Source organism: Pseudomonas sp. S3E17 (assembly GCF_024168685.1).
GTDB classification, from domain to species: Bacteria; Pseudomonadota; Gammaproteobacteria; order Pseudomonadales; family Pseudomonadaceae; genus Aquipseudomonas; species Aquipseudomonas marginalis.
This window is the reverse complement of the sequence record NZ_JALJWE010000001.1, coordinates 6306398-6332424: the sequence shown is the minus strand read 5'-3', so window position 1 is coordinate 6332424 and position 26027 is coordinate 6306398. Positions and strand designations below refer to the sequence as shown.

General features: G+C 61.9%; 24 protein-coding genes and 2 pseudogenes. 11 read left to right on the top strand and 15 right to left on the bottom strand.

What is annotated here, in order from left to right; genetic code table 11:
• Nucleotides 1-33: 33 nt before the first annotated feature.
• From J3D60_RS28675 to yiaY, 5 genes are all read right to left on the bottom strand, one after another.
• The gene (locus tag J3D60_RS28675) at nucleotides 34-975 is read right to left on the bottom strand and encodes a hydroxymethylglutaryl-CoA lyase (protein ID WP_253493575.1); all 942 of its coding nucleotides are present in this window, start codon (nucleotides 973-975) and stop codon (nucleotides 34-36) included.
• Nucleotides 972-2165, bottom strand: a complete 1194-nt coding sequence (locus J3D60_RS28670; RefSeq protein ID WP_253493574.1) for a CaiB/BaiF CoA-transferase family protein — start codon at nucleotides 2163-2165, stop codon at nucleotides 972-974. The genes J3D60_RS28675 and J3D60_RS28670 overlap by 4 nt, the downstream gene beginning before the upstream one ends.
• A 68-nt stretch (nucleotides 2166-2233) precedes the next feature.
• Complete coding sequence (locus J3D60_RS28665) at nucleotides 2234-3163, bottom strand: LysR family transcriptional regulator (RefSeq protein ID WP_253493573.1); 930 nt, start codon at nucleotides 3161-3163, stop codon at nucleotides 2234-2236.
• Nucleotides 3163-3837 carry an NAD(P)H-binding protein gene (locus J3D60_RS28660; protein WP_253493572.1) on the bottom strand — a complete coding sequence of 225 codons (675 nt, stop codon included), beginning with the start codon at nucleotides 3835-3837 and terminating at the stop codon, nucleotides 3163-3165. The genes J3D60_RS28665 and J3D60_RS28660 overlap by 1 nt, the downstream gene beginning before the upstream one ends.
• 108 nt (nucleotides 3838-3945) lie before the next feature.
• Nucleotides 3946-5094, bottom strand: coding sequence for an L-threonine dehydrogenase (yiaY, locus tag J3D60_RS28655; protein ID WP_253493570.1), 1149 nt, complete (start codon nucleotides 5092-5094; stop codon nucleotides 3946-3948).
• 125 nt (nucleotides 5095-5219) lie between these two features.
• Between yiaY and J3D60_RS28650 the strand changes: the two genes are divergently transcribed.
• Nucleotides 5220-6236, top strand: coding sequence for a DUF4917 family protein (locus tag J3D60_RS28650; protein ID WP_253493567.1), 1017 nt, complete (start codon nucleotides 5220-5222; stop codon nucleotides 6234-6236).
• A 61-nt stretch (nucleotides 6237-6297) separates the two neighbouring features.
• On the opposite strand, the gene J3D60_RS28645 is transcribed toward J3D60_RS28650, so the two are convergent.
• Nucleotides 6298-6825: a helix-turn-helix domain-containing protein gene (locus J3D60_RS28645; RefSeq protein ID WP_027604369.1), complete on the bottom strand. Its 528-nt coding sequence runs from the start codon at nucleotides 6823-6825 to the stop codon at nucleotides 6298-6300.
• Between the two features lie 158 nt (nucleotides 6826-6983).
• On the opposite strand from J3D60_RS28645, the gene J3D60_RS28640 reads away from it, so the two are divergent.
• From J3D60_RS28640 to J3D60_RS28610, 7 genes and pseudogenes are all read left to right on the top strand, one after another.
• The gene (locus J3D60_RS28640) at nucleotides 6984-7766 is read left to right on the top strand and encodes an aldolase (protein ID WP_065928252.1); all 783 of its coding nucleotides are present in this window, start codon (nucleotides 6984-6986) and stop codon (nucleotides 7764-7766) included.
• A gap of 28 nt (nucleotides 7767-7794) precedes the next feature.
• Nucleotides 7795-8667: a dihydrodipicolinate synthase family protein gene (locus J3D60_RS28635; RefSeq protein ID WP_065938852.1), complete on the top strand. Its 873-nt coding sequence runs from the start codon at nucleotides 7795-7797 to the stop codon at nucleotides 8665-8667.
• Nucleotides 8668-8804: 137 nt separating this feature from the next.
• Entirely contained in the window at nucleotides 8805-9344 is a 540-nt protein-coding gene (locus tag J3D60_RS28630; RefSeq protein WP_027604372.1) for an RNA polymerase sigma factor, read from the top strand.
• Complete coding sequence (locus J3D60_RS28625) at nucleotides 9341-10309, top strand: FecR domain-containing protein (protein ID WP_253493565.1); 969 nt, start codon at nucleotides 9341-9343, stop codon at nucleotides 10307-10309. The genes J3D60_RS28630 and J3D60_RS28625 overlap by 4 nt, the downstream gene beginning before the upstream one ends.
• A 127-nt stretch (nucleotides 10310-10436) precedes the next feature.
• On the top strand, nucleotides 10437-12995 hold the full coding sequence (locus J3D60_RS28620; protein ID WP_253493563.1) for a TonB-dependent receptor: 2559 nt from the start codon (nucleotides 10437-10439) through the stop codon (nucleotides 12993-12995).
• Nucleotides 12996-13097: 102 nt separating this feature from the next.
• The gene (locus J3D60_RS28615; RefSeq protein WP_065938848.1) at nucleotides 13098-14012 is read left to right on the top strand and encodes a DMT family transporter; all 915 of its coding nucleotides are present in this window, start codon (nucleotides 13098-13100) and stop codon (nucleotides 14010-14012) included.
• Nucleotides 13966-14079, top strand: a pseudogene (locus tag J3D60_RS28610) (outer membrane lipoprotein carrier protein LolA); the annotation flags it as partial. The gene J3D60_RS28615 and the pseudogene J3D60_RS28610, both read left to right, overlap by 47 nt.
• Nucleotides 14080-14090: 11 nt before the next feature.
• Here J3D60_RS28610 and J3D60_RS28605 read toward each other — a convergent pair.
• From J3D60_RS28605 to J3D60_RS28585, 4 genes are all read right to left on the bottom strand, one after another.
• Complete coding sequence (locus tag J3D60_RS28605; RefSeq protein WP_253493562.1) at nucleotides 14091-15308, bottom strand: SAM-dependent methyltransferase; 1218 nt, start codon at nucleotides 15306-15308, stop codon at nucleotides 14091-14093.
• 121 nt (nucleotides 15309-15429) lie between these two features.
• Nucleotides 15430-16047 (bottom strand): TPM domain-containing protein, encoded by a 618-nt coding sequence (locus tag J3D60_RS28600; RefSeq protein ID WP_065938846.1) that lies wholly within the window; start codon nucleotides 16045-16047, stop codon nucleotides 15430-15432.
• A gap of 28 nt (nucleotides 16048-16075) precedes the next feature.
• A complete protein-coding gene (locus tag J3D60_RS31315) occupies nucleotides 16076-16804 on the bottom strand; it encodes a YgcG family protein (protein WP_301294599.1) in 729 nt (242 codons plus the stop codon).
• Nucleotides 16805-16822: 18 nt separating this feature from the next.
• Nucleotides 16823-17434, bottom strand: a complete 612-nt coding sequence (locus J3D60_RS28585; protein WP_065928260.1) for a LemA family protein — start codon at nucleotides 17432-17434, stop codon at nucleotides 16823-16825.
• Nucleotides 17435-17672: 238 nt separating this feature from the next.
• Between J3D60_RS28585 and bglX the strand changes: the two are divergent.
• Nucleotides 17673-19963, top strand: a pseudogene (gene bglX / locus J3D60_RS28580) (beta-glucosidase BglX).
• A gap of 66 nt (nucleotides 19964-20029) precedes the next feature.
• Here the strand turns inward: bglX and J3D60_RS28575 are convergent.
• The 5 genes from J3D60_RS28575 to J3D60_RS28555 all read right to left on the bottom strand — a co-directional run bounded on the left by J3D60_RS28575 (nucleotide 20030) and on the right by J3D60_RS28555 (nucleotide 24154).
• Nucleotides 20030-21187: a phosphatidylserine/phosphatidylglycerophosphate/cardiolipin synthase family protein gene (locus tag J3D60_RS28575; RefSeq protein ID WP_253493561.1), complete on the bottom strand. Its 1158-nt coding sequence runs from the start codon at nucleotides 21185-21187 to the stop codon at nucleotides 20030-20032.
• A gap of 1 nt (nucleotide 21188) precedes the next feature.
• Nucleotides 21189-21779 carry a YceI family protein gene (locus J3D60_RS28570; RefSeq protein ID WP_065938842.1) on the bottom strand — a complete coding sequence of 197 codons (591 nt, stop codon included), beginning with the start codon at nucleotides 21777-21779 and terminating at the stop codon, nucleotides 21189-21191.
• A 90-nt stretch (nucleotides 21780-21869) separates the two neighbouring features.
• A complete protein-coding gene (locus J3D60_RS28565; protein WP_065938841.1) occupies nucleotides 21870-22184 on the bottom strand; it encodes an amidase in 315 nt (104 codons plus the stop codon).
• On the bottom strand, nucleotides 22181-23254 hold the full coding sequence (locus J3D60_RS28560) for a serine hydrolase (protein WP_253493560.1): 1074 nt from the start codon (nucleotides 23252-23254) through the stop codon (nucleotides 22181-22183). The genes J3D60_RS28565 and J3D60_RS28560 overlap by 4 nt, the downstream gene beginning before the upstream one ends.
• A gap of 90 nt (nucleotides 23255-23344) precedes the next feature.
• A complete protein-coding gene (locus tag J3D60_RS28555; RefSeq protein WP_065938839.1) occupies nucleotides 23345-24154 on the bottom strand; it encodes a hypothetical protein in 810 nt (269 codons plus the stop codon).
• Nucleotides 24155-24453: 299 nt separating this feature from the next.
• On the opposite strand from J3D60_RS28555, the gene olsB reads away from it, so the two are divergent.
• Together olsB and J3D60_RS28545 are read left to right on the top strand one after the other, a co-directional pair.
• Complete coding sequence (gene olsB, locus J3D60_RS28550) at nucleotides 24454-25209, top strand: L-ornithine N(alpha)-acyltransferase (RefSeq protein ID WP_027604385.1); 756 nt, start codon at nucleotides 24454-24456, stop codon at nucleotides 25207-25209.
• Nucleotides 25209-26000, top strand: coding sequence for a lysophospholipid acyltransferase family protein (locus J3D60_RS28545; protein WP_253493559.1), 792 nt, complete (start codon nucleotides 25209-25211; stop codon nucleotides 25998-26000). Before olsB ends, J3D60_RS28545 begins: the two co-directional genes overlap by 1 nt.
• Nucleotides 26001-26027 lie beyond the last annotated feature (27 nt).

Here is a 26027-nt window from a genome sequence, read left to right as displayed (position 1 = left end):
GGCGTCCGATTGTTTTTGTTGTCTGGTATGGCGTTACAAGGTGGCGATGTAGTCCGGCGGCGGATGCAGGTCGCAATTGCGCCCGGCCTTGGCTACCTGGCCGGGCAATTCATGGCCCAGCAAGGCCGGCAAGCGGCGGGACAGGTTCAGCAGGTGCGGCAGGTCGACTCCAGTGTGAATGCCGACCTCTTCACACAGGTTGACCAGGTCTTCGGTACAGATATTGCCCGACGCCCCCGGCGCAAACGGGCACCCACCCAGGCCACCCAACGCCGCGTCAAAACGCCGGGCCCCGGCCTCGTAGGCGGCCAGCACATTGCACAGGCCCAAGCCGCGGGTGTTATGGAAATGCAGGGTCAGGTCGCTGGCCGGCACGCGTTGCAACACGCGCTTGACCAGGCGTTCCACCTGGCGCGGGTTGGCCATGCCGGTGGTGTCGGCAAGGCTGATGCCCTGGATGCCGAGTTGCAGATAGGCGTCGACCAGTTGCAGCACACGGTCTTCATCGATCCTGCCTTCGAACGGGCAGCCAAAGGCGGTGGCGATGCTGCCGTTGAGGCGTACCGGGTGCCCGGCGGCAAAGCTGACGATATCGCCGAAGGCCGACAACGACGCCTCGCACCGCATACGCATATTTGCCAGGTTGTGGGTCTGGCTGGCCGACATCACCAGGTTCAGTTCGTCGGCGCGCGACTCGACGGCGCGCTGGGCGCCCTTGAGGTTAGGGATCAGCGCAACGTAGATCACCCCGGCTTTGCGCGCGATGCCCTGGAACACGTGTTCGCCATCGCGCAATGCAGGGATGGCCTTGGGTGACACGAAGGAACCGGCTTCGATCCGCGAAAAACCGGCCAGGGAAAGCTGGTCGATCAGGGCGATCTTGTCAGCGGTCTCGACCCAGGCCGGTTCGATTTGCAGGCCATCGCGCGGGGACACTTCCTGCACGATCAGCGGGTCGGAATAGTCAGTGATCATTGCACCACTCCCGAGGTTTTCAGGCGTTGGATGTCGGCAACCGTAAGGCCCAGGCTGCCGAGGATGTCATCGGTGTGCTGGCCCAGGCTCGGGCCCTGCCAGTTCACGGCGCCAGGGGTTTTCGAGAGCTTGGGCACAATGCCGGGCATCTTCACCGACACTCCGCCCGGCAGCTCGGCATTGAGCAACATGTCGCGCGCCTGGTAGTGCGGGTCGCTGACGATATCGGCCACGGAGTAGATGCGCCCGGCCGGCACTTCGGCGGCTTCCAGGGCGCTGAGCACCTGCTCGATAGGCAGGCTGCTGGTCCAGTGGGTGATGGCGGCATCGAGCAGAGCGCTTTTCGCCGCACGGCCATCGTTGTGGGCGAATTCGGCGGCTTCGGCCAGGTCGGCACGGCCGATGGTGGTCATCAGGCGCTTGTAGATCGGGTCGCTGTTACCGGCGATCACCACATAGGCACCGTCGGCGGTCAGGTAGGTATTCGAAGGTGCGATACCGGGCAAGGCACCGCCGCTGCGCTCACGCACGTGGCCGAGCATGTCGTATTCGGGCACCAGGCTTTCCATCAGGTTGAACACGCTTTCCGCCAGGGACACATCGACAACCTGCCCGTCGCCTTGGCCGGTCTTGACCCGCAACAACGCCATCAGCGCGCCGATCACGCCATGCAACGACGCCAGGGAGTCTCCGAGGCTGACGCCGACCCGAGCCGGGGGCGAATCGGGGTTGCCGGTGGTGTAGCGAATCCCGCCCATGGCTTCGCCGATGGCACCGAAACCAGGGCGGTCGCGGTACGGACCGGACTGGCCGTAGCCGGAGATACGCACCAGGGTCAGCTTGGGGTTGAGCGCGTGCAGTACGTCCCAGCCCAGGCCGAGTTTTTCCAGGCCACCGGGGCGCAGGTTTTCGATCAGCACATCGGCGTCGCCGAGCAGCTGCTTGATCAGGTCCAGGCCTTCAGCGGACTTGAGGTCCAGGGCCAGGGATTTCTTGTTACGCGATTGCAGGTACCACCACAGCGAGGTGCCTTCATGCAGCTTTCGCCATTTACGAAGTGGATCACCCTGCCCCAGGGCTTCGATCTTGATCACCTCGGCACCGAACTCGGCCATCAGCCGGGCGGCGAACGGCGCGGCAATCAGCGTGCCGATCTCGATCACCTTGATACCGCTCAAGGGAGCCGTCATGGGGTGTACCTCTTATTCTTGGAATGTGCAGCCAAGGCTAGAGGACAGGGACAGGAAAAATCCAACCGTCAGTTGGCAAGGAGCGTTCGCTGAATGCGAACGCTCAGGTAATCGAACAGCAGCCGGCTCACGGGTGACAACTGCGTCTCATCGCGCACCACCAGGATCAAACTGCGGTCCGACCAGGTATCGGTCAGCGGCACGGCATGCAGGCCCAGGGCACGGCCAAACAATTCATAGGCCTTCAACGGCAGGATGCCGATGCCCATGTTCGCCTGGACCATCCGGCACATCGCATCAAAGCCCGGCACATGAATACGCAGGCGCAGTGTCTTGCCGGCCTCGCGCGCGGCGGCGTGGGTGCGCATATTGATCGAGCTGGCGGCGTGCAGGCCCACGTAGTCACTGTCCAGGGTCTCGGCGAAGGCCAGGCTTTCGCGCGGCGCCAACGGGTGACCCGCCGGCATCAACACCACCAGTTTGTCGTGGCGATAGGTCACCCTGGGCAGGCCTTTGGTGTCTGTGTCACTGGAGCAGATCCCCAGGTCCGCCACCCCATCCAGCACGCCTTGCACCACGCCGTTGCTGGGGCGCTCTTCGAGGTCGGTTTTCACTTCGGGATGCAGCTGGGAAAAATCCCGCAAGTCTTCTGGAAGAAACTGAATAATCGCCGAGAGATTGGCCAGCATCCGCACGTAACCGCGCACGCCGTGGCTGTGCTCGCCGAGTTCCAGGCCCATTTTTTCCACGTTGAACAGCATCTGCCGGGCATGGTGCAGCAGGGTTTCGCCGGCGGCGGTGAGGTCCATGCCCTTGGCGCGCCGTACGAACAGGCTCACACCCAGCACCTGCTCCAGTTCCATCAAGCGCTTACTGGCTGCCGACACGGCGATGGCTTCGCGGGCGGCGGCGCGGGTAAGGGTGCCCTCTTCGAACACCGCGACGAACAGCTGCAGGGTGATCAGATCGAGGCGACGCACCAGGCTCTTGTGCAGCATCAGGCGCGCTCGGACGCCAGGCGATTGATCTCGGCCTGTTCCACCACCGGTTGCCGCGCGCCATGGCGCACCGCCGCGAGCATCGCCCGGCCGACAGTCTCTGTGCTCACCACCCAGCCCGGCTTGACCCGACGCACCAACGACAGCACTGGCCCGAGCACGGAATAGAAGGCTTGATACAACGGCGTCTTCGAGCGCACACCGTGCAGCGGCTGAATGATCCCCGGCCGGAACAGGTACACCGCCTTGAACGGCAGGCGCAGCAAGGCATTCTCGGTCTTGCCCTTGACCCGCGCCCACATCGACTTGCCCGCTTCGGAGCTGTCGGTACCGGCGCCGGACACGTAGATAAACGTCATCTGCGGATTAAGCCGCGCCAGGGTGCTGGCGGCGACGAGGGTCAGGTCATAAGTGAGGTGGGTGTACTTGGTTTCATTCAGGCCCGCCGAGGAGACGCCGAGGCAGAAGAAACACGCGTCAAACCCTTGCAGCAGGTTTTCCAGGGGTTGGAAATCCAGCATGTCGCTGTGCAACACCTGATGCAACTTGCCGTGTTCCCGGGTCAGGGGCGTGCGGCCGACGGCGACGACTTCCTGTACGTCAGCGGCCAGCAGGCACTCGCGCAGGACGCCCTGGCCGACCATGCCGGTGGCACCGAATAACAGAACTCTCATAAGAGGACCTCAGCGGCAAGCCGCAAGCTTCATGCTCAAGTTGAATGCAGTGCGAGACTCGCACCTTAACAGCTTGTAGCTTAACGCTTGCAGCTTGAGGCTGCGCCGTCAGAACGCGCTACGAAAGATCTCCTCAATCTGACGCTGATCGGCGCGCCGTGGGTTGGTCAGCCCGCACGCGTCCTTCAATGCATTGGTCGCCAGCAGCGGAATGTCCTGCAACTTGGCACCCAGTTCGCGCAGGCCGGCAGGGATTTCAACGTCCTGGGACAGGCTGCGAATGGCGGCGATGGCGGCTTGGGCGCCCTCTTCGTCAGTGGTGCCCTTGGCGTCGACACCCAGCGCGCGGCCGACATCGCTCAAGCGCTTGGCACTGACGCTGGCATTGAAGCTTTGCACATGGGGCAGCAGCACCGCGTTGCACACGCCGTGAGGCAGGTCGTAGAGACCGCCGAGTTGGTGGGCCATGGCATGCACGAAACCCAGGGAGGCATTGTTGAACGCCATGCCTGCGAGGAACTGGGCATAGGCCATGTTTTCCCGCGCGGCCTTGTCGCTGCCGTCGCGTACGGCCAGGCGCAGGTTGGCGCTGATCAGTTCGATGGCCTTGATCGCGCAGGCGTCGGTGATCGGGGTGGCCGCCGTGGACACGTAGGCTTCGATGGCGTGGGTTAGGGCGTCCATGCCGGTGGCGGCGGTGAGGCCCTTGGGCATGCCGACCATCAGGCTCGGGTCGTTGACCGACAGCAGCGGCGTGACGTTGCGGTCGACGATGGCCATTTTCACGTGGCGGGTTTCGTCGGTGATGATGCAGAAACGGGTCATCTCGCTGGCGGTGCCGGCGGTGGTGTTGATCGCCACCAGGGGCATCTGCGGCTTGCTGGATTGGTCGACGCCTTCGTAGTCGCTGATATGCCCGCCGTTGGTGGCGCACAGGGCGATGCCCTTGGCACAGTCATGGGGCGAACCGCCGCCCAGGGACACCACGAAATCGCAGGCGCTCTGCTGCAGCAACGCCAGGCCTTTCTCGACGTTTTCCACATTGGGGTTGGGCTTGGCGCCGTCGTAGATCACCGAGTCGATGTCCTGCATCGCCAACTTCTCGGCGATCATGCTGGCCACGCCCGCCTTGGCCAGGCCCGCGTCGGTGACGATCAGCGCTTTGCGAAAACCGTAGTTACGAATGGCATTCATGGCTTCGTCGAGGCAGTCGGTGCCCATGATGTTGACGGCGGGAATGAAGAAGGTGCTGCTCATGGCGAATCCTCGAATGGCGTGTATGCCTACAGCATCAACCTCACCTGCCTGCGGCATCTTGACCAGGATCAACGCCGGCTCGTGATAAAGTCGCCATCCAGCCGATTTCGAGTAGACCCACAGCAATGAAGGATTTCCAGGATATTGACGCCCACCTTGAAGATTGGAGCGCCCTGCGCAGCAGCACCGCCTTCAGTGGGATTCTGATCGGCAATGGCGCGAGCCGCACGATTTGGGAAGACTTTGCCTACGACTCGCTGTTCGAAAACGCACGCACCGTCGAAGAAAAACCCCTCGGCCCATCCGAGCTCAGCGTGTTCGACGCCCTGCAGACCCGCAGCTTCGAGCAGACCCTGGGGGCATTGAAAACCACCAGCCGAGTCAACAAGGCCCTGGCGGTCAGCTCGGCGGCACCGCGTAATCGCTACTATGCGATCAAGGAAGCGCTGATCAATACCATCCACGCCGTGCACATTCCGTGGCGGCTGGTGCAGCCGTCGACGCTGGCGACGATCAACCGCGAACTGGCGAACTACGCCAGCGTATTCACCACCAATTACGATCTGCTCAACTATTGGGCGATCCTGCACACGCCGGGCATCGACGACCTGTTCCGCAGCGCCGACTCGAGCTTCGACCTGCGCAACACCCACACCGATACCACGCGCGTCCTCTACCTGCACGGCGGCCTGCACTTGGTGCGCAACCTTGACGGCACCGCACGCAAATTGCCGAGCACCGACAGCACCTTGCTCAGCAGCTTTGCGATCAACAACACGATCAAGACCCTGGACGATGTGCCGCTGTTTATCAACGAAGGCACGGTGCAAGAGAAGCTCAAGACCATCCGCAGCTCGGATTACCTGTCGTTCTGCTATGAACAGTTGCTGAGCCATGAGGGCGCGCTGTGCATCTTTGGCCATGACCTGGGGCCGCAGGATAAACACCTGGTGGATGCGATTCGCCAGGCCCGTCCCACGACCCTGGCGATCTCAGTATCGGGCCGTAGCGACGGGTTTATTCGCCAGCAGAAGCGGCGGTATTCGCAGTTGTTTGATGGCTGCGGCGTGCAGTTGAAGTTTTTTGCCGCGCGCACGCATCCGTTGGGTGATCCGGCCCTGTCGGTACCTGTCGAACGTTGAGCCACCGCTGGGAGGGACTTGCTCCCGCCCATACCGATCGCATTTCAAACTGTCAGCGCGGTCATTCTTGCGAGCTGTGTACAACCACCAATAGCTGCGCCTGCACAGGGCCTACCGAACGCAGCCGATGCGGCTTCTGGGCATTGAAATGCAGCGCATCGCCGCGCTCCAGAATCACCCGTTCGTTCATGAAATCCACTTCTACCGCCCCTTCATGCACGAACAGGAACTCCTCTCCAAGGTGCTCCTTGAAGGTCTTGTCGGAGAATTGCGCCGGCGGGTAGATGATGAACGGCAACAAGCTGCGCTCACTGACCTGATGGGCCAGCACTGCGTAACCCGGCGCGGTGTCGGGCCGCTCATGGCTGCGCACCAGGCTGTAGCTGTCGAGGCTGACGCGGTCTTCGCTGAACAGTTCTTCGACCTTCACGTTCAACGCCTTGGCCAGTTTCAGCGCAGCGGCAATCGACGGCGTGTTGAGCCCGCGCTCGACCTTGGACAGGTAACTCTTGGTCATCCCGGATTTTTCAGCCAGGGCCTCCAAGGTTACGCCAAGTTTTTTCCTCAATAATTTCAAACGGATAGACATGTGCTGCGGTTAATCCATGCAGAAGCGATAAGCTGCGCTTGCCAATGACACTTTGTGTCATATAGCATCATTAGTGTCATTTGCCTCACCCAACGACCTTGCGAGCAGCGGGAGACCAGCAAATCCGACGTCCATTGAAGCACCCAAAGGACACCGATATGGCCAAGACATTAGCACTCCCCAAAGACCAACTGGTCAAGCAAGCGCTGGTCCAGATGCAAAACACCCTGGCGGATAATACGTGGACCGTCCGGCAAAAGCTGGCGCTCACTTGCCGAATCCTGTTCGAACACGGCCACGACTCCGGCCTCGCCGGGCAGATCACCGCGCGCGGGCCTGAACAGGGTACCTACTACACCCAGCAACTGGGCCTGGGTTTTGATGAAATCACGGCCAGCAACCTGTTGCTGGTAAACGAGGATCTTGAGGTGCTGGAAGGTCACGGCATCCCCAACCCGGCCAACCGCTTTCACAGCTGGGTGTACCGCGGGCGAGCGGATGTGAATTGCATTATTCATACGCACCCGACCCATATCGCTGCACTGTCGATGTTGGAAGTGCCGTTGCAGGTGTCCCACATGGACCTTTGCCCATTGTACGAAGACTGCGCGTTCCTGGAGGCCTGGCCGGGTGTGCCGGTGGGCAATGAAGAGGGGGAAATCATCACCGAGGCCCTGGGCGACAAGCGCGCGATCCTGCTGTCGCACCACGGCCAGTTGTCGACCGGGGCGAGTGTCGAGGAAGCCTGCGTGATCGCACAGTTGATCGAACGCGCGGCCAAGTTGCAGTTGCTCGCCATGGCAGCCGGTGCGATCAAGCCGATCCTGCCGCAACTGGGGCGCGAAGCCCATGCCTGGATTTCCCGCCCCAAGCGCCACGGTGCCGCGTTCAATTACTACGTACGGCAGAACCTGCGCCAACACGCCGATTGCCTGAACTGACCCGCCCTTTTTCTATCGGAGACTTTCCATGTCCAGCCCAACGATTCACGGCATCATCGGCTACACCATCACCCCGTTCAGCGCTGACGGCCAGCGCATCGACCTCGACGCCCTCGGTCGTTCCATCGACCGTTTGATCGACAGCGGCGTGCACGCCATCGCGCCCCTGGGCAGCACCGGTGAAGGTGCGTATTTGAGCGATGCCGAGTGGGACGAAGTCAGCGCCTACAGCCTGGCAAAAATCGCCCGGCGCGTGCCCACGGTGGTCAGCGTCTCCGACCTGACCACCGCCAAGGCCGTGCGCCGCGCCCGCTACGCCGAAGCCAATGGCGCGGACGTGGTGATGGTGCTGCCGGCCTCGTATTGGAAGCTCAGCGAGGCCGAAATCCTCGCCCACTACGCTGCGATCGGCGACAGCATCGGCGTGCCGATCATGCTCTACAATAACCCGGCCACCAGCGGTACGGACATGTCGGTGGAGCTGATCCTGCGTATCGTCAAGCAGGTGGCAAACGTGACGATGGTCAAGGAGAGCACCGGGGACGTTCAACGCATGCATCAACTGCGGCGCCACAGCGACGTGCCGTTCTACAACGGCTGCAACCCGCTGGCCCTGGAAGCCTTTGCGGCCGGAGCCAAGGGTTGGTGCACGGCGGCGCCAAACCTGATCCCGCACCTGAACCTAGCGTTGTATGCGGCGGTGCTAGCCAATGACCTGGACAAGGCGCGCGAGCTGTTTTATCGGCAGTTGCCGTTGCTGGAGTTCATCCTCAAGGGCGGGTTGCCGGCGACGATCAAGGCCGGGCTGCGCCTGACCGGGTTGGAGGCGGGCGATCCTCGTTTGCCTGTGTTTCCATTGGGTGAAGCAGGGATCGAACAACTGAAGACCTTGCTGCGGTAAAACTGCGACCTTATGTGGGAGGGGTTTGCTTCCTCCCCATATTTTAATCCGGGCCCGTCTAAAATAGAGACAAATGACAATAGTTCTCGATATCATTCACGACTTTTCCACGTCGTGCTTCGTCAAGAAGGATATCCATGTCTCGTCCCAAGCCCGACCCGGTGTCGGCCGATGCCTTTCGCGGGTTCTATGCAGATATTCTGTATTTCCTGCGCAGACGCACGGACAACGCCAGCGACGCGGCGGACATGACCCAGGACGTCTTTACCCAGTGGCTGGACTACCGCGACCGGGCCAAGGTCGAGCAGCCACGGGCATTTTTGTTCCAGATGGCACGCAACCTGCTGCGTGATCACTGGCGCAAACAGAAGGTACGGCAAACCGTCCACCCAGATCAGGCCGACAGGGACGCGGAACCGATCACCGACGAGCAAAACGACCCCATGGCAGCCGCCCAGCGCCTGCAACGCCTGGAACAGTTGAAAGAAGTCCTCGCCGAACTCTCGCCCCGCCGGCGAGAAGCCCTTATGCTGCACCGCTTCGAAGGCCTGAGCCAGGCGCAGATCGCCGAGCGCATGGGTATTTCGACGAGCATGGTGGAAAAGCACATCGCTTTTGCCCTGCTGCATTGCAAGCGACGCCTTCAAAACGACCCCGGCACGGAGCAGCCAGAATGAACCGCCTGAGCGACACCGACGGCCTGGATATCGAAGCCAGTGACGCCATCGATGCCCAAGCCGCCAGTTGGTTTGCGCGCAACCGTAACGACACAGGCCGTGCCGATCGCAAGGCCTTTGCCGCCTGGCAGGCCACGCCGGCCCATGCCCGCGCCTATGCCGAATTCGAGCAGTTGTGGGCCGACCTGGCCCAGTTGCAGCAACTGAACAAACCCGTGGCGCTGCCCAAGCGCAAAGCATCGGTATTACGCCCGGCCCTGGCCGTAGCCGCCGCCGTGCTGTGCGCCGTATTGGCCCCCCACATCGGTGCGCCCCGCGAGTTGTATCACAGCCAGGTGTCGGCCCATGCCAAGGGCATGCGCACCCTGAAGCTGCCCGATGGCAGCACCCTGTCGGTGAATGCCAACACCCGCCTGCGTGTGGATTTCAGCGCCCACCAGCGCATCGTGCACCTGGACAAGGGCCAGGTGTATATCGAAGTGGCGGCCGACAAAGAGCGGCCCTTGTTTGTTCAAGCCGGAGAGGCCAGTGTGCGGGTGGTCGGCACCGGCTTCGATGTGCGCCGCAGCCAGCAGCAACTGGTGGTCAGCGTCGCCCACGGCCAGGTCGCTTTCGAGCCGTCCGCCATAAGCCCCGTCTCTCTGCTCGGCGCCCAGCAACGCGCCATCTACAGCTACGCCAAGGGCACCCTGCAACAGCAAACCCTCACGGCCGAAGAAGTCGCCGATTGGCGCAGCGGGCACTTGTCGTTCCGCAACCGTGAACTGGCCAGCCTGATCGATGAACTGAGCCTGTATCGCCCGCAGGCACCGTTGCAGGTCAGTAACGCGGTGGCGCACCTGAAAGTCTCGGGCAATCTGGACGTGAATGATCCGGATGCCCTGCTCAACGCCCTGCCCGCCCTGTTGCCGGTGAAAACCGTGGTCTCGGCCGATGGCATCGTGCGGATCGAACCGAGCAAATAACCTGCGAAATTCTTATTTGAGAATATTTTGCATTCGCAGGTGTGGATTTTTTTGCCTGCCCCGTCTTCCTCCGGTCTGTATCTGATCAGCACACCTTTTTGGCCATGTGGCCGCTCCGGGGGATTCCATGTTTCGCGCGCCTTGCCACGCTTCGCACCTGTATCTTCGACCGACCCTTATCGCCACCTGCCTGGCGTTCAGCCTCAGCGCCCAGGCCGAGTCATTCACCGTGCAACTGCCCGCCCAGGCGCTGGCCACGTCCCTGAGCCAAGTAGCGCAGCAGGCGAAGATCCAGCTGTTGTTCGATGAGGAGCTGCTCAAGAACGTGCAGGCGCCGGCGCTCAACGGTGACTTCACACCGGAAGTTGCGATTCGCAGCCTGCTGAAAAACGGTGAGTTCACCCTGATCAAGGTCGGCAGCACATACGTGGTAAAGCCCGAAGAGGCCAAGACCACCCAGAGCGGCGCGATCCAGCTGGACACCCTGAGCGTGATCGGCACCGGCAATCAGGTCGACTCCAGCACCGTCGGCCGCTCCACCCTGAGCCAGGCGGATATCGATCGCTACCAGGCCAATAACATCCCCAGCCTGTTGCAGACCCTGCCCGGCGTGAGCCAGGGTGGCTCACTGAAACCCGGCGGTCAGACCATCAACATCCGTGGCTTCGGCGATGCCGAAGACGTGCCGCTGACCGTCGATGGCGCGACCAAAAGCGGTTTCGAGCGCTACCAGCAAGGCACCGTGTTTATCGAGCCGGAGTTGATCAAGAGCATCGAAGTGGAAAAAGGCCCCAACTCGCCGTTCAGCGGGAACGGCGGCTTTGGCGGTACGGTGAACATGACCACCAAGGATGCCCCGGACCTGCTCAAGGACGGTCGCAACAGCGGTGCGATGCTCAAGTACGGTTATTCCAGCAACGACCACGAACAGGTCTACAGCAGCGCCGTGTATGGCCGCACCGACGATGGTCGTTTCGATGCGCTGGCCTACCTGACAAAACGCGACGGTGACGACATGAAGGTGGCCGCCAAGCTGCCCAACGAGAACAACCAGTACCCGATCAACCCCCAACGCCTGCCCAATACGGCCCAGGATGTGGACGGCAAGCTGTTCAAGGTCAATGCGCACTTCACCGATGAACACAGCGTCGGCCTGTCCTACTCACGGTCCCACAGCAACCGCTGGACACCGTTTTCCGCCGCCAGCTACCCCACGCCACCGACTCAGGCCAACATTGATCGCTACGGCTATGAAGGAGCACTCAAGCGTTTTTTAGCCCACCGCGATACCGTCGACACCACGTGGTCGGGCAAGTATGAGTACCAGCCCCTGGACAACCCGCTGGTGGACCTGACCGTCAAATACTCCCAGTCCAACACCGACCAGACCGACGAGCGCGATGCCACGGCGTTTTTCCAGCTGGCCACCGGCGGGCGCAAGATGGACACGGCCTACACCGACAAGAACCTCGACATCCGTAACGTCAGCCTGTTTGACACGGGCCCCTTGCAGCACGCAGTGACCCTCGGCGGCCAAATTCGCAAGCACACCCGCGAAACCGAGATGTGGATGCCCGGCGCCACCTACAACACCCCACGCTACAACTACGGGCATTTCCAACCGGGCTTCATGCCGCATGGCAAGGTCGATACCAACAGCTTCTTCATCCAGGACGCGGTGACCCTGGGGGATGTGACCGTTACCCCATCGCTGCGCTACGACCACGTGCGCAACCGCGGCGAGGCCAACGATGCGCCGTACTACAGCAACCCCGACCCGGCCGTCGGCCACGACTACAGCGACCGGACCTACACCGGCTGGTCGCCGCGCCTGGCGCTGTTCTGGACGGTAACCCCCCATGTCGGGCTGTTTGCCAACTGGAGCCAGACCTGGCGCGCACCGGTGATCGACGAGCAGTACGAAGTGCAAGGCCTGGGCAGCCGCACCGCCACCAGCGTCGACCTCGACCCGGAGCGCATCACCTCGATCACCGTGGGTAACATCACCAGCTTCGATAACCTGATCGCCCAGGATGACAACCTGCAAATACGCACGACCCTGTTCCACAACAAAGTCGAGGACGAGATCTTCAAGGCTACCGGTGTGGGCTGCCAGAACCAGGCCATCAACGGCGGCAGTATTTCCACGGCCTGCCCGCCGGGGGCGATGTCCAACTATCGCAATATCGGCGGCCTGACCATCAAGGGCTTCGAGGTCGAGTCGTTCTATAACTCCACCTACCTGTTCGGCTCGGTATCGTACGCCTATGCCACCGGCCAACACGAAGGGGCCTACACCAACCCATGGGGGCCGGATGTGTCGGCACGCGATATTCCGCCGACCAAATGGGTACTGGTGTTAGGGACCAACATCCCGGCCTGGGATGCCCAGGTCGGTTGGACGGGGCAATTCGTCGGCGCCACCGACCGCCTGCCCAGCGACAAATATTCGGGCGGCCCGGGCTCCAGCGTCGGCGACTTGTTCTACGACCAGTATGGCAACAAGCGCTACAACACCCAGGGCCTGTTCGCCAAATGGAAGCCGCAGCAGGCGTACCTCAAGGGCACTGAGGTCAACTTCACCCTGGACAATATGTTCAACAACAACTTCCGTCCGGCCCTGAGCGGCGACCGTGCCTACACCAAGGGGCGCGACGCCAAGATCAGCATCACGCGCTTCTTCTGAAAACTGTACGGATAAATCCGCACCCAGCTGTAGGCCCGGAATCGGCGGGGGTTGTGGCTAGATGGGCTTCCCTTGAAGCCCTCTGGATTTCGGATCCCGCCCATGAGCTCGCGCGAAAACACCGGCATGGCCCTCGGCCTGCTGGGTGTCATCATCTTCAGCCTGACCCTGCCCTTCACCCGTATCGTGGTGCAGGAAATCCACCCGCTGCTCAACGGCCTGGGCCGTGCCTTGTTTGCGGCGATCCCGGCGGCGGCGCTGTTGCTGTGGCGCCGCGAGCGCTGGCCGACCTGGCGCCAGGTACGGGGTTTGTGCCTGGTCATTGCGGGGGTGATTCTGGGCTTCCCGGTGCTGTCGGCGTGGGCCATGCAAACCTTGCCGGCGTCCCATGGCGCACTGGTCAACGGCCTGCAACCGCTGTGCGTAGCGCTGTATGCGGCGTGGCTGTCCCATGAGCGGCCGTCGAAAGCCTTCTGGGCCTGCGCGGCGCTGGGCAGCGGGTTGGTGTTGAGTTATGCATTGATCACCGGCGCCGGCAGTATCCAGGCCGGCGATTTATTGATGCTCGGCGCAATAGCCGTGGGTGGCCTGGGCTATGCCGAAGGCGGCCGGTTGGCCAAGGAGATGGGCGGCTGGCAGGTGATCTGCTGGGCGCTGGTGCTGTCCACGCCGGTGTTGATCGGCCCGGTGTGGTACCTGGCGGCGCAGCACCAAGGCGCGGTCTCGATGCGTGCCTGGTGGGCGTTCGGCTATGTGTCGCTGTTCTCGCAGTTCCTGGGCTTCTTCGCCTGGTACGCCGGCCTGGCCATGGGCGGCATTGCGCGGGTCAGCCAGATTCAGCTGTTGCAGATCTTCTTCACCATCGCGTTTTCGGCGCTGTTCTTTGGTGAACATATCGAGCCGATTACCTGGGTGTTTGCCTGTGGGGTCATCGTCACGGTGATGCTCGGGCGCAAGACCGCGGTGCAGGCTGCGCCAGCCCCCTGTAGGAGCGAGCTTGCTCGCGAAGGTCGCTAACGATAACGCGGGAAACCTGAAAGCCTGCGGTGCTCTCAGGCTTTTCGCGAGCAAGCTCGCTCCTACAGGGGGCGGCGGTCAGATCAGGTAGCCATCCGCGCGCAGCAGGGTTTCCAGGCAGTGCTCGGAGATGTGATAGAACGCCTTCAACTCCTGGATTCTCTCCAGCAACTGCGCGTTGTCCACCGGCTCCGCACGCTTGACCGCCAGGATCATCTTGTTCTTGTTGGTGTGTTCCAGGGAGATGAACTCGAACACCTTGGTCTCGTAGCCGCACGCTTCGAGGAACAACGCACGCAAGCTGTCGGTGACCATTTCCGCCTGCTGGCCCAGGTGCAGGCCGTATTGCAGCATCGGCTTGAGCAGCGCCGGGCTCTGGATCTGCAGGCGAATCTGCTTGTGGCAGCAAGGTGAGCACATGATGATCGATGCGCCGGAACGAATGCCGGTGTGGATCGCGTAATCGGTGGCGACGTCACAGGCATGCAGGGCGATCATCACGTCCAGTTGGCTGGGCGCCACGCTGCGCACATCACCACATTTGAACACCAGCCCCGGGTGCTCGAGGCGAGCGGCGGCGGTGTTGCACAGGGTCACCATGTCTTCGCGCAACTCGACGCCGGTGACTTCGCCTTCTGCCTTGAGGGTGTTGCGCAGGTAGTCGTGGATCGCAAACGTGAGGTAGCCCTTGCCCGAACCGAAATCGGCGACGCGCACCGGTTGGTCCAGCTTCAGCGGTGAGGAGGTCAGCGCATGGCTGAACACTTCGATGAACTTGTTGATCTGCTTCCACTTGCGCGACATCGACGGGATCAGCGCCTGCTTGGCGTCGGTCACGCCCAGGTCGGCGAGGAACGGCCGGCTCAGGTCGAGGAAGCGATGCTTCTCACGGTTATGCTCGGCCGATGGTGCCTCGCGCAGTTGCTGAGGCTTGCTCCTGAACAGCGAGCTTTTGTTCTTCTTGCTGTATTCCAACTGGGCTTCGTCGGTCAGCGACAGCAGGTGCGCGTTCTTGAACGAGCCCGGCAGCAACGCGGCAATCGCCGCCACGCCGTCGGCCAGCGCCAAGTTCTTGGTGATGTCGCGGGTCTTGTAGCGGTAGACGAAGGACAGGCACGGCTGCTCCTTGACGGTCACTGCCTTGATGATCAGCCGCTGCAACTCGGCTTCGTCACCGACGTATTTGGCCAGCACCAGCTTGATGAAGGCGTTCTGCGCAAGGCTTGTGCTCAACAGTTCGATGAACTGGGCGTGATGATCCGGCGCGGGGCTGGCAGGTTGAGCGGTAACGGACATGAACAAAAACGCCTCGGGCAGGGAATGCCGGGCATTTTAGGGGGGATGGGGGTTCAGGGCACGGGGTTATTTGATCAACGGTACTGCCCCCTCCCACATTTGATCTCCAGTGTTGGATGTTCTATTCGAGTACGACCAGGCGATTTGGCAGTTCATTCCGGGCGTGTGTCACCGGTACATGCACCTTCAACAACTCGCCACATGCCTCGATACAGGCAATAAACCCAGCCAGCGTCTGCCCCTGTTTCACCTGCTGGGTAAACGCCTTGACGATGGCATCCCAACTGCTGTTATCCAGGCGCTTGGAAATACCTTCGTCCACCAGTATCTCCACATAACGTTCCGCTTCACTGACAAAAATCAGCACCCCGGTGCTGCCCAGGGTGTGGTGCAGGTTCTGCTCCAGGAACTGCCGGCGCGCCAGGTTGGATGCGCGCCAATGGCGTACCGAGCGTGGGATCAGGCGAGTGGTCACCTTGGGCAGGCGAAACAGCAGGCACAACACAATGAACGTCGCCCATTGCGCCAGCAGCAAGGTGTACATGGTCAGGTAGCCCGACAGGTAATGCACCACGCCCGGTACCACCAAGGCGATCAGGCTGGCCCACAGCAGGGGGATGTAGGCGTAATCGTCGGCGCGGGCCGCCAGCACGGTGACCAGTTCGGCGTCGGTGTTTTTTTCGACCCGGGCAATCGCTTCGGCGACTTGGCGCTGCTCGTGTTCAGTCAGTAATGCCATGGTTGTAGTTGCTCTCTAGTTATTGTCATTACCAGCCGCCCGACGCGCCGCCGCCGCCGAAGCCACCACCGCCGCCTCGGAAACCGCCGCCACCTCCCCCGCCACCGCCGCCGCGCCCACTGCTGCTGAGGATCGCCAAAAGGATCGCGCCCACCGGCAGGCCCATGCGATTGCATAGCCACAACACGCCGATCAGCAGGATGAACAGGCCGATGGAAAAGCCGGGATTATCCTTGGCAAAGTTGGCATCCGCCACATGCGCCGGCACCGCCAGCGGTTCGCCACCGACCACCTGCACCATCGCCGCCACGCCGTCGCTGATGCCCTGGCTGAAATTGCCGGCCTTGAACTTGGGTGCGATCACCTGGTTGATGATCACCCAGGACTGCGCATCGGTTAGCACGCCTTCAAGGCCATAGCCGACTTCGATGCGCAACGTGCGCTCGTCACGGGCGACAATCAGCAACGCGCCATTGTCCTTGCCCTTCTGGCCGATGCCCCACTGGCGACCCAGCTGGTAACCGTAGTCCTCGATGGGCACGCCCTGCAGGTCGGGCACCGTGACCACCACGATCTGGTCGCCACGGGTCTGCTCCAGCGTCTGCAACTGCTGGGTGATGTGCTCGCGCGTGGCCGGGTCGATCATCTGGGCGGTGTCCACCACCCGTCCGCTCAACGCCGGGAACGTCAGCGCTGCCTGGGCCACCCCCACGCAGGCCAGCATCCATAGCGCCAGGCCTATCCGTAATAAACGCATCGACACCTCAGTGCAGCCTTATTTGAACTTCACTTGCGGCGCTTTATCGGCATCGGCACTGGTGGCTTCAAAGGTGGCGCGGATCGGCAGGTCGCTGTACATCACGCTGTGCCACAGGCGACCTGGGAAGGTGCGGATCTCGGTGTTGTACGCCTGCACGGCCTGGATGAAATCGCGACGGGCCACGGCGATGCGGTTTTCGGTGCCCTCGAGCTGGGATTGCAGGGCCAGGAAGTTCTGGTTGGCCTTCAGGTCCGGGTAGCGCTCGGAGACCACCATCAAGCGGCTGAGGGCACCGCTCAAACCGTCCTGGGCCTGTTGGAACTGCTTGAGTTTTTCCGGGTTGTCCAGGGTGCTGGCATCCACCTGGATCGAGGTGGCCTTGGCCCGCGCCTCGATCACGGCGGTCAGGGTGTCCTGCTCATGGGCCGCGTAACCCTTGACCACTTCCACCAGGTTGGGGATCAGGTCGGCGCGGCGTTGGTACTGGTTCTGCACCTGGCCCCAGGCCGCCTTGGCCTGTTCGTCCAGGGTCGGGATGTTATTGATGCCGCAGCCGCTCAATACTGTGCTGATCAATAGCAAAGCCGCGGCCTTGAGGCCCCAGCGGGAATGTTGTGCTGCTTGCATGGTGTTTCTCCTGCCCAAACTGGATGGAATGTGACGACTAACCCTAAAAACCACACGCTTGGGGCATAATCCGCCACCACTGGAATGCATCGAGCCAATCAGCTACAAAGATGCCCAGCGCGATAAAGAGTTCAGAGTGTGCTGCATTTATCTGAACAACACCCGAACAACAATAGACGCTCCCCACATTTTGGCCGATCAGCCCAAGCGCTGTGCAGTGAGCCGAAAAAGGATATTCATGAAGAAGCTGTGTTTGCTCGGCCTTGTTGCCACGCTGGCCACCCACCCCGTCTGGGCAGAAACAAAGCCTGCTGCGCTTAAGGACAAGGACGCTTTCGTCAGCGACCTGCTCAAGCAGATGACCCTGGATGAAAAGATCGGCCAATTGCGCCTGATCAGCATCGGCCCGGAAATGCCCCGCGAGCTGATCCGCAAGGAAATCGCCGCCGGCCGCATCGGTGGCACGTTCAACTCCATCACCCGCCCGGAAAACCGTCCGATGCAGGACGCGGCCATGCGCAGCCGCTTGAAGATCCCGATGTTCTTCGCCTATGACGTGATCCACGGCCACCGCACGATCTTCCCGATCAGCCTGGCCCTGGCCTCCAGCTGGGACATGGACGCCATCGGCCGCTCCGGGCGCGTCGCCGCCCAGGAAGCCGCCGCCGACAGCCTCGACATCACCTTTGCACCGATGGTCGATATCTCCCGCGACCCGCGCTGGGGTCGCACGTCCGAAGGTTTCGGTGAGGACACCTATCTGGTCTCGCGGATTGCCGAAGTGATGGTCAAGGCCTTCCAGGGCGCCAGCCCCGCGAATGCCGACAGCATCATGGCCAGCGTCAAGCACTTCGCCCTCTACGGCGCAGTGGAAGGCGGACGTGACTACAACGTGGTCGACATGAGCCCGGTCAAGATGTACCAGGACTACCTGCCGCCGTACCACGCGGCGATCAAGGCCGGTTCCGGCGGCGTGATGGTGGCGCTGAACTCGATCAATGGCGTGCCCGCCACCGCCAACACCTGGCTGATGAACGACCTGCTGCGCAAGGACTGGGGCTTCAAGGGCCTGGCCGTCAGCGACCACGGGGCGATCTTCGAGCTGATCAAGCACGGCGTGGCCAAGGACGGGCGTGAAGCCGCCAAGCTGGCGATCAAGGCCGGCATCGACATGAGCATGAACGACTCGCTGTACGGCAAGGAACTGCCGGGGCTGCTCAAGTCCGGCGAGATCGAACAGAGCGACATCGACAACGCCGTGCGTGAAGTGCTCGCTGCCAAGTACGACATGGGCCTGTTCAAAGACCCGTACCTGCGCATCGGCAAGGCCGAGGATGACCCGGCCGACACTTACGCAGAGAGCCGCCTGCACCGTGCCGAGGCCCGTGATGTGGCGCGCCGCAGCCTGGTGCTGCTGAAGAACCAGAACGACGCCCTGCCGCTGAAAAAGTCCGCGACCATCGCGCTCGTGGGCCCACTGGCCAAGGCGCCGATCGACATGATGGGCAGTTGGGCGGCGGCCGGCAAGCCGGAGCAATCGGTCACGCTGCTTGACGGCATGAACGCGGTCATCGGCGAAAAAGGCAAGATCATTTACGCCCGTGGCGCCAACATCACCAACGACAAGGCGGTGGTCGACTACCTCAACTTCCTCAACTTCGATGCCCCGGAAGTGGTGGATGACACCCGCCCGGCCCAGGTGATGATCGATGAAGCGGTCAAGGCCGCCAAGGATGCCGACGTGGTGGTGGCCGCCGTGGGTGAATCCCGTGGCATGTCCCACGAATCGTCGAGCCGTACCGACCTGAATATCCCGCAGAGTCAGCGCGACCTGATCAAGGCCCTGAAAGCCACCGGCAAACCGCTGGTGCTGGTGCTGATGAACGGCCGCCCGCTGTCGATCCTGGAAGAGAAACAACAAGCCGACGCCATCCTGGAAACCTGGTTCGCCGGTACCGAAGGCGGTAACGCCATCGCCGACGTGCTGTTCGGTGACTACAACCCATCGGGCAAGCTGCCGATCACCTTCCCACGCTCCGTGGGGCAGATTCCGACCTACTACAACCACCTGACCATCGGCCGGCCATTCACCCCGGGCAAGCCGGGCAACTACACCTCACAGTACTTCGATGACACCACCGGGCCGCTGTTCCCGTTTGGCTATGGCCTGAGCTACACCACCTTCAGCCTGTCGGACATGGCGCTGTCGTCCACCACCCTGAACAAGACCGGCAAGCTCGACGCCAGCGTCACGCTGAAAAACACCGGCAGGTCGATGGCGAAACCGTGGTGCAGCTGTATATCCAGGACGTGGCAGGTTCGATGATCCGTCCGATCAAGGAGCTGAAGAACTTCCAGAAGGTCATGCTCAAGGCTGGCGAAGAGCGCACCTTGCACTTCACCATCACCGAGGACGACTTGAAGTTCTACAACACCCAGCTCAAGTTCGCCGCCGAGCCGGGTGAGTTCAATGTACAGATCGGGCTGGATTCCCAGGATGTGCAGCAGCAGACCTTCGAACTGCTCTAACGCCTGACGCGGTCAAAAAATGTGGGAGGGGCTTGCTCCCTCCCACATTTGACCTCAGTGTTCTTGCTAGCCGCGTCGATCCAGCAGGTTCACCACCAACCGATCAATCCACCCCCACACCCGCTGCTTCACCCGCCGCCACAACGGCCGCGCCTTCCACGCTTCCAGGCTGACCACCAGGCTCTGGGCAAAATCCGCGGTAAAGCTCGCCGCCACCGCCTGCGTCAGCCCGGGGTCCAACGCTTCCAGGTTGGCTTCCAGGTTGAAGCGCAGATTCCAGTGATCGAAGTTGCACGAGCCGATACTCACCCAATCGTCCACCAGCGCCATCTTCAGGTGCAAAAAGCACGGCTGGTATTCAAAGATCTGCACGCCTGCACGCAACAAACGCGGGTAATAACGGTGCCCGGCGTAGCGCACGGAGGGGTGATCGGTGCGCGGGCCGGTGAGCAGCAAACGCACATCCACCCCACGCCCTGCGGCCCGACGCAATGCGCGGCGCACGCCCCAGGTGGGCAAAAAATATGGCGTGGCAAACCAGATACGTTGCTGGCTGCTGTTCAGCGCGCGGATCAGCGATTGCAGGATATCGCGGTGCTGTCGGGCGTCTGCATAGGCCACTCGGCCCAGGCCTGGCCCCGTCGCCGGCACCTTGGGCAAGCGCGGCAAACCGAAATGGGTGGCGGGCTTCCACGCACGGCGCGCGACATTGGCATGCCATTGCCGCTCGAACAGCGCCTGCCAGTCCAGCACCAGCGGGCCGTGGACCTGCACCATCACCTCATGCCAGTCGGCGGTGTCTTGCCCCGGCGTCCAGAACTCATCGGTGACGCCCGTGCCACCGACCACGGCAGTTTCCTGGTCGATCAGCAACAGCTTGCGGTGGTCGCGGTACAGGTTGCGCATCCAACGGCGCCAGCTCAGGCGATTGTAGAAACGCAGCTCCACACCGGCGTCGGTCAGGCGCTTACGCAGCCCCAGGGTAAATGCCAGGCTACCGTAGTCATCAAACAGGCAACGCACCCGCACGCCGCGCTCGGCGGCCAGCACCAGCGCCTGCACCATCGCTTCGGCGCAGGCGCCAGCCTCCACCAGATACAATTCCAACTCCACTTGCCGCTCGGCCCGGGCAATGCCCACCAGCATCTGCGGAAAAAATTGCGGGCCGTCGATCAACAACTCGAAACGGTTGGCGCTGCGCCACGGGAACACTGCGCCGCTCATGTCAGCGCGCCGTAAAGATCAGCACCGCACCCACCGGCACCGACAAACTGATCGACTTGAGACCGGCCGCTTTACGCAACATCGCCACACCCGGCGCCAGGTCGAAATCCTCCGCATGCAACACCACCGGTTCCAGGGTCACCACCTGGAAACGCCGGTCATCCAGGCGCGTGGCCAACAACTCAGCGCTGTAGGTCTGGGTCTTGCCATGCAGGGTGACGCTCAGGGGCAAGCGCAGTTCCAGTTGCGCGCCAGGCGCCAGGTCATTGATGGGTTGCAGATTGATCTGTGCGCTGATCAGCGCCTCGGGGAAAGTCTTGATTTCGAACAGCTGATTGCGCATGCGCTCGTCGCGCAGCGGGATGCCGCTGTTGACCGACTCCAGCTCTACTTCCAATTGCGCCGCGCCCTTGCTGTCGACCTTGCCGTGCAGCACCAGGAAGCGATGGACTTCAGCGATCTCGGTGTTTTTGGTGGTGACGAACGACAGGCGCGAGGACTCGTTGTCCAGGTACCAGTCGGCATGGGCGGGCACCGCGGCAGCGGCCAGCAGGGCGAAGGCCAGGGGTTTGATAACAGACGCGTTGAACATTAAGGACTCGTGGGGCGAAAAACCTGCACGAACCTTAAGCGCAATGTCACGAACGGCGCAAATCCAATGTGGGGGGTGGCTTGCGCTGTGTCAGGGATTCAGACGACAGCCCTGCCGATCCCCCAACCACCGCGCGCTGTGCGTACGCCCCAAGCCACTCGCCGTCACTTCACTGCGTTCCGGGTTATCGCTGAACGCACTGGTGGGCACGTACTGCTTCACATAACCCCGGCAGTAGTCGGCTGGATTGTTCGCCACATAGCGGCACGAGCAGTACTCCTTGGCGGTATACGCCGCGATGATATCGGGGAAGGCTTGCAGGTTGACGCGCTCGTGCCAAACCCAACCAGACAGGGCAAGCAGCAGCACGAGAAACAGGCTGGTGAACGGCCGACGACGGATCATGGTTGCACCGCCGCGAGCACGCGTTTGAGCAGTTCGTTGTGGCGGTAGCTGCCGTCGCGATCATCGCCATAGCGCACGATCACCAGGTGTTCGTCGGGCATCACGTACAACGCCTGCCCCCAATGTCCGAGGGCGGCGAAGGTGTCGGCGGGGGCATCGGGCCAGGGCCTCGGGGCGCCCTGGTTGAGCCACCATTGGCCACCGGGGACGGCTTCGTCCTGGCCAGCGGTGTATTTGTCGAAGGGTTGGCGGTTGAACGCCACCCAGTCCTTGGGCAGCAATTGTTGATCCCCCCAGCGCCCGTCGCGGGCCATCAGCAGGCCGACACGCGCCAGGTCACGCGCGGTGAGGAACGCATAGGACGAGGCGACAAAGGTTTCGTCGGCATCGGTTTCCCAGGTGGCGTTGTGAATGCCCAGCGGCTTGAACAGCGCGTCCCAGGGGTAACTCATGTACGCCTTGTGGCCGAGCATGCCCTTGAGCGCGGCGGACAGGATATTGCTGTCGCCGCTGGAATAACGAAAGGCCTGGCCCGGTGCGCTGAAGGACTCAGTGCTGGCGGCGAACTCGGCCATATCGGCGCGGCCACGGGTGTAAAGCATCGCCACCACTGAGGACTTCAGCGGCGCGTATTCATAGTCTTCCTGCCAGTCCAGGCCCGAGGCCCAGTGCAGCAGGTCGGCCATGGTCACCTTGGGGTGCTGTTTCATCGGCGGGTAAAAGCGTGCTGCGGGGTCGGTCAGTTTGAAACGGTTTTCGCCGTAGGCCACGCCGAGCACTGTGGCCATCAGGCTTTTGCTGATGGACCAGGTCAGATGCGGCGTGCTGGCCGTGGTCGGCGCGGCGTAGCGTTCATAGATGACCACACCGTCGCGGATCACCAGCAGCGCGTCGGTGCGAATGCCTTGGCGGGCAGTGTCGTCACGGGGCGGGAATGCATAGGCGTCAAGGGCTTCGACGGCGGGCCCTGCGAGTGGCGTGCCCTTGGCCCACTCCTTGTCAGGCCAGGTTTCAGCGCAGGCGGTAACGGTGACGAACAGCAGGGCAACGCACAGCAGGCCTCTGACCATGGACGCAGACTCAAGGGGCATTCAAGCCCGCGAGGCTAGCCGAGGCTAATGATGGTTTTGTGACAACCCGCCCTGACAAGCGTCGCACGCTTATGATTTCTTGAATGCATAGGCGTAAATATCCTCCCCAGTCGGGGATGGACCGCCGCGCAGCCCCCAACGCTCCTCTTTACCCCCCACGCTCACAGAGCTATGACTGCCGTTTTTAACACCACTGGAAAAAGCCCCTAGACGCCCATTAAGCAAGTCCTCGGGCGGTACCATTTCAATCATGCTCCCCAAGCCAAGCCGCGCAAGCGCCAAAGGAAGGGCGTCAGGGCGATTCAAGACCTGCAGCGCTTCGCCAAATCCCACATTTCTGTTCTGTTCTTTGGATAATTTCTGTTGCTCAACCTTGGCCATAACCGTACTTATCACGTTCGCCGAGGTGATTGCCCGTGGATCCGTCCCCTTCAACTTCATGGCCATCGCCGTCATTTCCAGCTCAGCCTGGGTCACGTAAGCCGTTTCGTTATTTCTTAACGTAACCTGGAAACCACCCGGTACTTCTCGTACCTCTTTGAATACGTCGGTTGGCTGCTCGCCAAACTGCATCATCGCCATCTTTATCGCCGCAACGGACACACAGTTGTCCTGATTCCACTGGCTGAAAGCGCTCCAGATGTCCTCGGGCTTTTTCCCGGGATCACGATTATCTGGCTTGTATACAAACAGGTGCATGCCCGACGCCACGACCTTGTTGTTGACGGGTTCGCCGTAAGACCGGCCATCCTGCCTGCGGATGCCGCTGTACCGTTCGCTAATGACTTGCACCTGCGGCGGCTCAGAACCCAGACTTTTTTCATGATTATCAATTTCCCACCAGGCGGGCGCGTTATTCGAAACGGGCGAAATCGGCATAGTGCCCCTACCTCCAGAGCGCAAGGCTTAACAAACGTCCAACGGCATAAGGAGCCCATCTGCCCTCACATCCAGAGCCTATGTGGCGGCACGGGTAATCCGGTTCCCTCTGATCGGTCATCCTTTCTCCAAATCAAAAGTAGGAAAAATGTCGAACGACCGCTCCTGTGCAGCTCTATCAAAACGCCTGTCATCCAAGCGTCACCATAACTTCATGGAGATGACACCGGGGCTACATAGCCTGACTTTGGACAACAAAGTCGACCGGCCGAAACGTGGCTGGCACTCGGAGATTCGCCATGACTCAGATCGCCCGCATCAGCGACACCGGCAATGAACGCCGTCTGCAAGCCGAACGCCTGGTTGGCGCCAAGGCTTTGCAGGAAGCCCAGGCCCTGCGTTTCAACGTCTTCAGCGGCGAGTTCAACGCCAAGCTCAAAGGCGCGGAACACGGCCTGGACATGGATGACTATGATGTTCACTGCAGCCACATCGGCGTGCGGGACTTGAACAGCGGTCGACTCGTCGCCACCACCCGCTTGCTCGACCACCAGGCCGCCAGCACCCTGGGCCGGTTCTACAGCGAAGAAGAATTCAGCCTGCATGGCCTGCTGCATCTGCAGGGCCCGATCCTGGAAATCGGCCGCACCTGCGTCGACCCTGCCTACCGCAACGGTGGCACCATCGCCGTGTTGTGGGGCGAGTTGGCCGAAGTGCTCAACCAGGGCGGCTACAGCTACCTGATGGGCTGCGCGAGCATCCCGATGCACGACGGCGGCATCCAGGCCCACGCGATCATGCAGCGCCTGCGCGAACGTTACCTGTGCAACGAACACCTGCGCGCCGAACCGAAAAAACCGCTGCCGGCGCTGGACCTGCCGACCAACGTAATCGCCGAGATGCCGCCACTGCTCAAGGCCTATATGCGCCTGGGTGCGAAGATCTGCGGCGAACCGTGCTGGGATGAGGATTTCCAGGTCGCCGACGTGTTCATCCTGCTTAAGCGCGATGAGCTATGCCCGCGCTATGCGCGCCACTTCAAGGCGGCCATGTGATGAGCCGCCTGCGCGTGTACGGACGCATTGCCCGGGTGCTGGTGGTAGTGGCGCTGGGCTTGAGCATGGCCAGTGTGTTTGGCGTGTTCGAACGCTTGGGCGTGGCCAACTCGATGGTGCGGCGCCAACGCTGGTCGCGGTTCTTCATGGCGCGGCTGACCAACGCCCTGCCCTTTCGCGTGACAGTGCTCGGCGAGTTGCCGACCCAGCCCATGCTGTGGGTGAGCAACCACGTGTCCTGGACCGATATTCCGTTGCTGGGCGCAGTGGCGCCGATGTCGTTTTTGTCCAAGGCCGAAGTGCGCACCTGGCCGGTGGCCGGCTGGTTGGCGGCGAAGGCCGGTAGCTTGTTTATCCGTCGCGGTTCGGGTGACAGCCAGTTGATCCGCAAGCAGATGACCCGCCATCTGGAACAACAGCACCCGCTGCTGATGTTCCCCGAAGGCACCACCACCGACGGCCGCAGCCTGCGCACCTTCCACGGGCGCTTGCTGGCCAGTGCGATTGACGCGGACGTGTCGCTGCAACCGGTGGCCATCCGTTATCTGCGCAATGGGCAGATCGACCCGCTGGCACCGTTCATTGGCGATGACGATTTGCTCTCGCACCTGATGCGCCTGTTCGGCAATGACCAGGGCGATGTGGAAATCCACGTGCTCAAACCGATTGCCTGCGCCGGGCAGGAACGTGCGGCGCTGGCGTTCCAGGCGCAGCAGGCGGTGCAGAAGGCGTTGTTTGGGCCGGTGCCGGAGGCTGAACAAGTGCATGCTCGACCGGCTTTTGCAGCCTGAGATGTGAACACAGTTCAAATGTGGGAG

Coding starts and splice junctions, on each gene's coding strand:
- J3D60_RS28555 (WP_065938839.1), bottom strand. CDS start 24,154: ATGCCGATTTCGCCCGTTTCGAATAACGCGCCCGCCTGGTGGGAAATT.
- J3D60_RS28665 (WP_253493573.1), bottom strand. CDS start 3,163: ATGCTGCACAAGAGCCTGGTGCGTCGCCTCGATCTGATCACCCTGCAG.
- J3D60_RS28650 (WP_253493567.1), top strand. CDS start 5,220: ATGAAGGATTTCCAGGATATTGACGCCCACCTTGAAGATTGGAGCGCC.
- J3D60_RS28640 (WP_065928252.1), top strand. CDS start 6,984: ATGGCCAAGACATTAGCACTCCCCAAAGACCAACTGGTCAAGCAAGCG.
- J3D60_RS28635 (WP_065938852.1), top strand. CDS start 7,795: ATGTCCAGCCCAACGATTCACGGCATCATCGGCTACACCATCACCCCG.
- J3D60_RS28560 (WP_253493560.1), bottom strand. CDS start 23,254: ATGGTCAGAGGCCTGCTGTGCGTTGCCCTGCTGTTCGTCACCGTTACC.
- J3D60_RS28660 (WP_253493572.1), bottom strand. CDS start 3,837: ATGAGAGTTCTGTTATTCGGTGCCACCGGCATGGTCGGCCAGGGCGTC.
- J3D60_RS28625 (WP_253493565.1), top strand. CDS start 9,341: ATGAACCGCCTGAGCGACACCGACGGCCTGGATATCGAAGCCAGTGAC.
- J3D60_RS28630 (WP_027604372.1), top strand. CDS start 8,805: ATGTCTCGTCCCAAGCCCGACCCGGTGTCGGCCGATGCCTTTCGCGGG.
- J3D60_RS28675 (WP_253493575.1), bottom strand. CDS start 975: ATGATCACTGACTATTCCGACCCGCTGATCGTGCAGGAAGTGTCCCCG.
- J3D60_RS28575 (WP_253493561.1), bottom strand. CDS start 21,187: ATGAGCGGCGCAGTGTTCCCGTGGCGCAGCGCCAACCGTTTCGAGTTG.
- J3D60_RS28600 (WP_065938846.1), bottom strand. CDS start 16,047: ATGGCATTACTGACTGAACACGAGCAGCGCCAAGTCGCCGAAGCGATT.
- J3D60_RS28565 (WP_065938841.1), bottom strand. CDS start 22,184: ATGATCCGTCGTCGGCCGTTCACCAGCCTGTTTCTCGTGCTGCTGCTT.
- J3D60_RS28615 (WP_065938848.1), top strand. CDS start 13,098: ATGAGCTCGCGCGAAAACACCGGCATGGCCCTCGGCCTGCTGGGTGTC.
- J3D60_RS28585 (WP_065928260.1), bottom strand. CDS start 17,434: ATGCAAGCAGCACAACATTCCCGCTGGGGCCTCAAGGCCGCGGCTTTG.
- yiaY (WP_253493570.1), bottom strand. CDS start 5,094: ATGAGCAGCACCTTCTTCATTCCCGCCGTCAACATCATGGGCACCGAC.
- J3D60_RS28605 (WP_253493562.1), bottom strand. CDS start 15,308: ATGTCCGTTACCGCTCAACCTGCCAGCCCCGCGCCGGATCATCACGCC.
- J3D60_RS28545 (WP_253493559.1), top strand. CDS start 25,209: ATGAGCCGCCTGCGCGTGTACGGACGCATTGCCCGGGTGCTGGTGGTA.
- J3D60_RS28670 (WP_253493574.1), bottom strand. CDS start 2,165: ATGACGGCTCCCTTGAGCGGTATCAAGGTGATCGAGATCGGCACGCTG.
- J3D60_RS28570 (WP_065938842.1), bottom strand. CDS start 21,779: ATGTTCAACGCGTCTGTTATCAAACCCCTGGCCTTCGCCCTGCTGGCC.
- J3D60_RS31315 (WP_301294599.1), bottom strand. CDS start 16,804: ATGCGTTTATTACGGATAGGCCTGGCGCTATGGATGCTGGCCTGCGTG.
- J3D60_RS28645 (WP_027604369.1), bottom strand. CDS start 6,825: ATGTCTATCCGTTTGAAATTATTGAGGAAAAAACTTGGCGTAACCTTG.
- J3D60_RS28620 (WP_253493563.1), top strand. CDS start 10,437: ATGTTTCGCGCGCCTTGCCACGCTTCGCACCTGTATCTTCGACCGACC.
- olsB (WP_027604385.1), top strand. CDS start 24,454: ATGACTCAGATCGCCCGCATCAGCGACACCGGCAATGAACGCCGTCTG.